The organism is Lachnospira sp. CLA-JM-H23 (assembly GCF_040096425.1).
GTDB classification, from domain to species: Bacteria; Bacillota; Clostridia; order Lachnospirales; family Lachnospiraceae; genus Lachnospira; species Lachnospira rogosae.
The window spans coordinates 158,224-165,464 of record NZ_JBBMET010000009.1; the positions used below are offsets into that span (position 1 = coordinate 158,224).

7 protein-coding genes are annotated in these 7,241 nt (G+C 31.4%); all 7 read right to left on the reverse strand.

The window, feature by feature from the left end; genetic code table 11:
- Positions 1–39: 39 nt before the first annotated feature.
- Positions 40–465 carry a hypothetical protein gene (locus WMO42_RS12150; RefSeq protein WP_055174181.1) on the reverse strand — a complete coding sequence of 142 codons (426 nt, stop codon included), beginning with the start codon at positions 463–465 and terminating at the stop codon, positions 40–42.
- The gene (locus WMO42_RS12155; RefSeq protein ID WP_349192385.1) at positions 465–1,217 is read right to left on the reverse strand and encodes a zinc ribbon domain-containing protein; all 753 of its coding nucleotides are present in this window, start codon (positions 1,215–1,217) and stop codon (positions 465–467) included. The genes WMO42_RS12150 and WMO42_RS12155 overlap by 1 nt, the downstream gene beginning before the upstream one ends.
- On the reverse strand, positions 1,214–2,014 hold the full coding sequence (locus WMO42_RS12160; protein WP_055174179.1) for a zinc ribbon domain-containing protein: 801 nt from the start codon (positions 2,012–2,014) through the stop codon (positions 1,214–1,216). Before WMO42_RS12160 ends, WMO42_RS12155 begins: the two co-directional genes overlap by 4 nt.
- Before the next feature lie 113 nt (positions 2,015–2,127).
- Positions 2,128–3,357: a UDPGP type 1 family protein gene (locus tag WMO42_RS12165; RefSeq protein ID WP_055306098.1), complete on the reverse strand. Its 1,230-nt coding sequence runs from the start codon at positions 3,355–3,357 to the stop codon at positions 2,128–2,130.
- 117 nt (positions 3,358–3,474) lie between these two features.
- Positions 3,475–4,047, reverse strand: coding sequence for a hypothetical protein (locus WMO42_RS12170; protein WP_349192387.1), 573 nt, complete (start codon positions 4,045–4,047; stop codon positions 3,475–3,477).
- A 12-nt stretch (positions 4,048–4,059) separates the two neighbouring features.
- Positions 4,060–5,349, reverse strand: coding sequence for an ATP-binding protein (locus WMO42_RS12175; protein ID WP_349192389.1), 1,290 nt, complete (start codon positions 5,347–5,349; stop codon positions 4,060–4,062).
- Positions 5,350–5,418: 69 nt separating this feature from the next.
- On the reverse strand, positions 5,419–6,531 hold the full coding sequence (glf, locus tag WMO42_RS12180) for a UDP-galactopyranose mutase (RefSeq protein WP_349172703.1): 1,113 nt from the start codon (positions 6,529–6,531) through the stop codon (positions 5,419–5,421).
- Positions 6,532–7,241 lie beyond the last annotated feature (710 nt).

Genomic DNA, 7,241 nt, shown 5'->3' on the forward strand with positions numbered 1-7,241 from the left:
TTTTAATATATTATATAATAACCAAGCCCCTATCCAATGTCAAGAAACAGCCATATATGTATTCTTAACTGTTTCAAGTGCTTCTTTAAATATTTTTCTGTTAAGTGTCTGTGCCTTAACCTCATACTGTTCTTTAAGCCTATCTGCCTTAGCAGTATCTCCAAGCTTTATATACATATAATAATCAACAGCAAAGTCATAACATTCAGCAAATGTATAATAATCCTGTTCATCATCTGATATGCTTTTACCTATACCTTTATTATAATTAATTTTTTTGACAAGTCCTGAATAATCTTTTTCCATAAAATCATTAAACAGACTCTCTTCTTCATAACCAGAATACCTTCCCTTGGTACTGTATATATCACGTGCCGTATCGGCTATTGGAGCTATTGATATTATAAGCAATATTCCTGAAATAACATACAACAGCACAAATGGATTAAATTTCTTCTTTGCCATTATCCGTACAACCTCCTTGTAAGAAGTGTAATCACCTCTGTCTGATTCATATCCGGCAATCCAGCAATGTCTTCATCTGTAAAATCACAATAGGCTTTAATAAACAAATGTGCCTTGTTATATACATTTTCTATATAAGAAATACTCTCCTTGCTTTTACCTGTATCATAAGATACCACCCTGTTCATAGTGTCCTCTAAATCTACAACTGCTCTTGCTGCCCTGTTAAGATTATCGTCCCACGAATAAGATGAAGAAGAATCATCTGCCTCTTTCACACCGCATATTGCCTTTCTTATTTCAAGATAGTCATATACAACCGTGTAAAAGCTGCTCCAGCCATATTTATTATCATCAGTCATAATCAGGCGGTCTGCTGAATTATACAATTCATAAAGTGTTCCATAATCTTCATTATCCAATAATTCTTTAAGCTGTACCTGTATCTCATCATTGTGGGTTTTATTATATCTCTTATTATCTCTTTCAGTAACACGATAGCCAAACATTGAGTTATTCGCAATAAGAGCTGCCGCAAGAACTATTGCCGATAACATCACTACCGCAATCGGTGTTATATTCTTTACAAACCACTTGCTGTTACTTATTACCTTGCTTCTTGTCCTGTTGAACTTTTTATTATAGTTCTCCATATCATTGGCGTGCTTTAACCCCTGTTCATTAGGAGATCCGCAATTAGGACAGAACTTCTGGTCTAACTGAAGTGGTGCTCCGCAATTATTACATTTCATCTTGTACTCCAATCCTCATAATATTTGTCTTCATATTTCTGTCCAAGTGTATAGTCATAGTAACCATCAACATATATGTCATCTAACTGCTGTTTAATGTCATCTTCTGACATACCGACATAATTAATAAGGTAATCTCTGGCATTATCTACCCACATATCTATTATCTGTCTGTCATCCTTAGAACACGTCATATAACTTCTGTTAGAATATGCCCCTTTACATTCTTTCATATATACAAGGTCAAGTGCATACCTGTAACCTCTTTTAAACTCATATTCCTTTATTGTATCTTTATCCTGCTGTGTTACCCTTATATATATATCTGAAAACGAATCATAATACCAATCATATATCTCTATAAAATTATAATGTTCCCAGTTTCTTAACAGGCTTGAATTACCCTCATAATTGCTGATTATATCTTTGGCTTCTGAATATCTGTGAAGAGTATACAACTCATCCAGCCTGGCTGAATTCTCATCATACCACTCCATAGCTTTATGTATGTCTTCACGCTCTTTCTTGGAATTATTGTAGCGCATATAATCATTACGTCCTATTAATATTCCAAGCATAAGTGCAATAGCCGTTCCTATTAATACATATCCAATACTTTTGGCTATACTATGCCATACATATCTTCTCACATTCTTATCAAGATTATCCATATCACTGTTAATCTTATATAAGTCATTCATATATTTCTTCTCTGCGGCTTCATACTGCATAGCACCACAATACGGACACTTAATATCCTTACTGCTTATATCAGCTCCGCAATTACTACATATCATATATATCTCCCCTTATATTAGAATAATGTCAGCTGGGTATAGGTTAATATTAATAAATGAGACCTCCCTATTATACGGAAGCCTCATTTATTATATGTACAGATAGAAACCTTTTAAAATTCTATTCCATTAACCTTTAGTAATTCTCTTGCGCTTTCAAGTGAATCCTTACCTGTCTTATTCTTAATAGGTGCGAATTCATAATTACGCTCAACTTCATATGGAACACAATTATCCATCATCTCAACCATATCAAGAACAAGCTTTTCAAACTTATAGCCATTAGGTGTTTCTGGCTTAACAAGGTTATCATTCTCATCTATATAAGGTATCTTCTTCTCTACTATATGTAATGGAAGCTTTCTGTTCGCTATCTCAACAAGCTTGTTAAAGCTGAATAAATAATTAAGAATAACTCCAAATCCATATGTAAGCTCACCATCTTCTCTTCTCATATTGGCAAGTTCTTCTGACATCTCATAATACTCAATAATTGAAGGGTGTCCGTTTACCTTACACATTACACCTACCTTCTCGTCTGGTGCACATTTTCTAACAACCTTTGAACCACAATCTGCACCTGAAAGTATTGTTGCACCTACAAATGATGGGTCTGCAATTCTCTGTAAAATATTATCTACTGCAAATACATTTACCAATTCAATGCCCTTGCTTTCCATATCCTTATCAAGTCCTGCATCAATAAGTGATGTAAACCAGCCGCCATTGCCATTAGGTGACATTGCAAGACTGTCAGTGCTTTCCATATAAAGCTTACCATTATAATCAACAGATGGTGCCATACTCTGAATAAAGAACTTAACATAGTCTTTATCATATCCAAAGAAGTTGTGTTCTTCAAAAAATGCTACTGTATCATTATTGTTCTTATCACTTGTCATAATATAAAGTGGCACATATGCACCTGACTGGTTAACTACATCTAATAAGTTATTAATCAACTGCTCGAAAAGGAATAAATCCTTATTAATACCTACATTAAGGGTTCCCTTTGGCTTATCAAGTCCAAGTCTTGTACCCTGTCCACCTGCAAGTAATACTGCGGCAACCTTGCCAGCCTTGATAGCCTCTATACCTTTAGCAGTATATTTATCCTTATTAGCTTTAATATCCTTTATCTCAACAGCTTCCAAAGGCTCTACTTTTCTATCAGATGAATTGTCCTCTGCCTTGTGATTAATGCTTTCAACAACACTCCAGTCTATGCTTGCAACCTGTGCAATAAGCTTCTTAGCTGAAACTTCATCAAGAGCCTCAAGTCTTTTAATTACATGCTCCTGATTGTGTTCTTTTAACGCATTAATTGCTTCCTGCTTATTCATTGTAATTCTCCTCATACAGTATATAATGTTATTCTTTTTAATTATACAACTTTTTAATAATCTATTCAAATTTGTCTAATGTTAATTATTACTTATCACCTAATTGCTTGATGAAAATTAACTACATGTTTCTTGATTTTCCATCAGATGAATGAACTTATTTTCAAATTGTTCCTTCGAGTATGTATGAGTTTCTTTAAAAAGATACCCCTCTAAGTTACCAATCCCCATAATTTTCGCTTCCTGCTGTGCATTTTTTTGAATACTAGCATAAATCTTTCCTAAACTCTCTGTCTTTTGTGCTTTATTATTCTTTTCATCATTGTATACAAATATATAACAAAAATTATTTCTTATATCTTCAAATGTGTTTATTATTTTCATATCAATAAGCATAATTAAACTATCATATATTTTTCTATACATATCATTCTGTTTAAAACTGCCATTCTTAAACTCAATGAAATACCATTTGCCATTTATATCCTTATATAACGCATCGTTAGACTTTGGTACTGCTTTCCAACCTCTCCCTTTTGCATAAATATTAGGAATTTTATCAAAATTAATAACTTTAATAAGACTTTCTGTCATAGTTTCTTTGTTCGTAGAATCTGTCGAAGCTTTTTTCATTGTACATATATTATCAATAAAAATATCTGGCAACTCTTTTATCACTTTATCTGTCATAAACTTTCTTCCTTAACCATTATTCAGCTCATATCTTAATGTATCTAGAGCCTCTATTGGTGAAACCATCTTTTTGTATATCTCTTCGATATTATCTGTCACATTCTTCATATTCACTCTATTATTATCAACTGAAGATATATAATAATTAACACTACTATCTGTAGCATATTTACAAGAAAATAAATTAATTGCATCAACAAAATATGGACTATGTGTTGTAACTACCACTGACAAATCAAATTGCTTTTGAAGTAAAACTAATAACTCGGCATATGCTATCTGCCATTGCGGATGAAGATGAATTTCTGGTTCATCTAATATAACCACATCTTTCTCACTCAAACTTCCTTTTTCCAGCAACATTTTTAAAATAACAAATGATTTCATTCCTGTCGACAAATTCGACAACGCAACTGGTTCATTATATCCATTAAGCTGCAAATAAAATTCACCGGTCATTTGATCGTTTGTAATATCGCCGTCAACAACCTTACGCAAAAGTATCATTATATCATTTATCTTTTCTTTTGCCATAACTGCACCTATAACTCCATCGAATATATCGTTCTTTTTATTAAGCAAAAGTGCCTTTAATGTTTCATTAATAATATTAAGATCCTGATATTTCGACAATTCATCAATTATAAACGGGTTATCTATATATACCGCCTTATGCAGTATATTTATTTCTCCTAAAAAATCATTACATTCATTATTAGAAAATGATAATTTATTATGCTTATCCTTTATCTGCAAATCAATATCTGCTAAATTAATATCTCTATCTGAAGATAATGAATTAATCTGTCTATTAAAAACACTATTGAAATAACGTGATATTATTTCTTTTCTTATTACGTCATTAGATATATTCATAACACGAATTATATTATCAGCAATTTCTTCTAACATTATATCATAATCGTCAAAAATGCTATTATTCTTTTCTTTAAACTGTTCATTTAATTCAGCTGCTATTTCATCTTTATTAAATGTTTCATTATTAAAAATTATATTGTTAACATACCTTTCAACGTATAATGTATACTGTCTATATGTTTTAAAATCCATTTGTACATTGATATGATTTTGAATTATTTTTCTATTATTGGCGTTTATTTCCGATATTCTTTGTCCTTGAATTTGCTCGTTAATATCATACAATGAATTGAAAATTGAAAATAATATTTTACCTATTGTACTTTTTCCTGTATTATTCTCTCCTGCAATAACAGTTATTCCATCTATAATAATATCCGCATTATCTATTTTAGCAAAATTACTAATGTTAAGTTTCATTAAATATATCCTCTCAAAAATATAATATATTATTTATTATAACATATGTTTTATATATTCAAACAACTTTTATCCAAAAACACTCTCACATTTATTAAGTACAGAGGCAATTGTAACATCCATATCATAGTACTTATATTCGCCAAGTCTTCCACCGAATATAACCTTATTCTCTGCATCAGCAAGCTTCTTATATTCCTCGTATAACTTTCCGTTCTTCTCATCATTTACTGGATAATAAGGTTCATCACCTGGCTTCCATTCTGATGAATATTCCCGGCTGATTATTGTCTTTGGAAGGTCATTGCCAGCTTCATCCTTGCCGAATTCAAACCACTTATGCTCAATAATACGTGTCCAAGGTGTCTGCCTGTCTGTATAATTAACAGCTGCATTTCCCTGGAAGTTAGGCTTATCAAGTGTCTCATTCTCAAATCTTACTGAACGGTACTCAAGTGTTCCAAGCTTATAATCAAAATAAGCATCAATAGGACCTGTGTATACAACCTTATCTGCAAGTGCATCAAGTTCTTCCTTATGCTCAAGATAATCTGTATTTAATCTTACTTCAATGCCATCAAGTATATTCTCAACCATCTTTGTATATCCACCCATTGGAATTCCCTGATATAAAGCATTAAAATAATTGTTATCAAATGTAAGTCTTACCGGAAGTCTTTTAATAATAAACGCTGGTAAATCCTTGCAGTCCCTTCCCCACTGCTTCTCTGTATAACCCTTTACAAGCTTTTCATATATATCACGGCCAACAAGTGATATAGCCTGTTCTTCAAGATTCTTAGGCTCGCCTGTTATCTCTTTCTTCTGCTCTTCAATCTTTGCAGCAGCTTCCTCTGGAGTAACAACGCCCCACATTTTATTAAATGTATACATATTAAAAGGCATTGAATATAATTCACCCTTATAATTAGCTACAGGGCTGTTAGTAAATCTGTTAAATTCAGCAAACTGTGTGATATACTCCCATACTTTCTTATTATTAGTATGGAATATATGTGCACCATACTTATGTACATTAATGCCTTCCTGCTTCTCTGTATAGATATTACCTGCTATATTAGGTCTTTTATCTACTACAAGCACTGACTTTCCTGCCTTCTTTGCCTCGTGTGCAAAAATAGCCCCATATAAACCTGAACCTACTACTAAATAATCGTACATATAATTATCTCCTTATAATTAAATAACCCAATTGACATTTATTTATCAGTTATTTCCTAACTTATTACATTGAAGAATACCTTTATAATACCGTAACTGATACAAACTCTATCATCCCCGCATCTTTCCATCTTTTAAAATTCTTAATTCTTAATTTTCTTAGCATACCTAAATTAATCTCCATTATATGCACAGCTTTATACATTTTATGTTATAATAGCATATTTTTTATTCAATCGTAAATAATAACTCTTATGTTTTACATCCTATCAAATGTACAAATTAAAATATAATATACAAAAAACTCTTATTACAGTTCCAATAAACATATGCCTATTAGATTCACTTGATTTGAATTGAATATTATTCTGCTAAAAAATATTAAAAATTTATCGGGCATTATAAACATATATAATACCCGATAAATTTCGCCTTATATCTTTAGATTATATTATTTGAGCAATTTATTTTTATAAATATCAAATGCAAATCCACATCTCAATTAATTTGAAGAACTGTTGTTTCATTGTCATATTGGCATAATTTAATCCACTCTGACTTAATATTTACATATTATAAAAATACAGAACTTAAATATATATATTATTATACTCTGTATGCCCGTCCATTTACAATATTATATCTTACACCATTGTATACATATGAGCCATTTTTTGAGAAATCTACTTTTCCATTCTCAATATAGAATT

What these genes read in the sequence shown, in the direction of transcription:
- WMO42_RS12165 (WP_055306098.1), bottom strand. Translation starts at nt 3,357, where the DNA reads ATGAATAAGCAGGAAGCAATTAATGCGTTAAAAGAACACAATCAGGAG.
- glf (WP_349172703.1), bottom strand. Translation starts at nt 6,531, where the DNA reads ATGTACGATTATTTAGTAGTAGGTTCAGGTTTATATGGGGCTATTTTT.
- WMO42_RS12170 (WP_349192387.1), bottom strand. Translation starts at nt 4,047, where the DNA reads ATGACAGATAAAGTGATAAAAGAGTTGCCAGATATTTTTATTGATAAT.
- WMO42_RS12155 (WP_349192385.1), bottom strand. Translation starts at nt 1,217, where the DNA reads ATGAAATGTAATAATTGCGGAGCACCACTTCAGTTAGACCAGAAGTTC.
- WMO42_RS12175 (WP_349192389.1), bottom strand. Translation starts at nt 5,349, where the DNA reads ATGAAACTTAACATTAGTAATTTTGCTAAAATAGATAATGCGGATATT.
- WMO42_RS12160 (WP_055174179.1), bottom strand. Translation starts at nt 2,014, where the DNA reads ATGATATGTAGTAATTGCGGAGCTGATATAAGCAGTAAGGATATTAAG.
- WMO42_RS12150 (WP_055174181.1), bottom strand. Translation starts at nt 465, where the DNA reads ATGGCAAAGAAGAAATTTAATCCATTTGTGCTGTTGTATGTTATTTCA.